1 protein-coding gene is annotated in these 255 nt (G+C 53.7%); it reads left to right on the forward strand.

From position 1 onward, the window contains the following. Nucleotides 1-255, forward strand: a 255-nt coding sequence (locus tag H8L47_RS29350) for a hypothetical protein (protein WP_186957351.1), incomplete at both ends; no start/stop codon positions are given.

Here is a 255-nt window from a genome sequence, read left to right on the forward strand (position 1 = left end):
TTTCCGGCACATCCGCTGCAGGCGTTGCTAACCAAGGTTACGAAACACTGACCATCAACAGCACAGGCAACACCAACAACATCGGCACGTTGAACCTGCCAATGGACACAGGTACAGCAGGCAAAGTGGTCATCACTGGCGACACCAACCTGACACTGGCCCAGACATCCAATGTTGTCAATGGCGTATCCGCTATTGAATCCACCAACTTCTCCGGTGGTATCCTCCAAGCTGCAGGCCGTCTGTCTGCCATTG

It is taken from the genome of Undibacterium umbellatum (genome assembly GCF_014284125.1).
In the GTDB taxonomy this organism is placed as follows: Bacteria; Pseudomonadota; Gammaproteobacteria; order Burkholderiales; family Burkholderiaceae_D; genus Undibacterium; species Undibacterium umbellatum.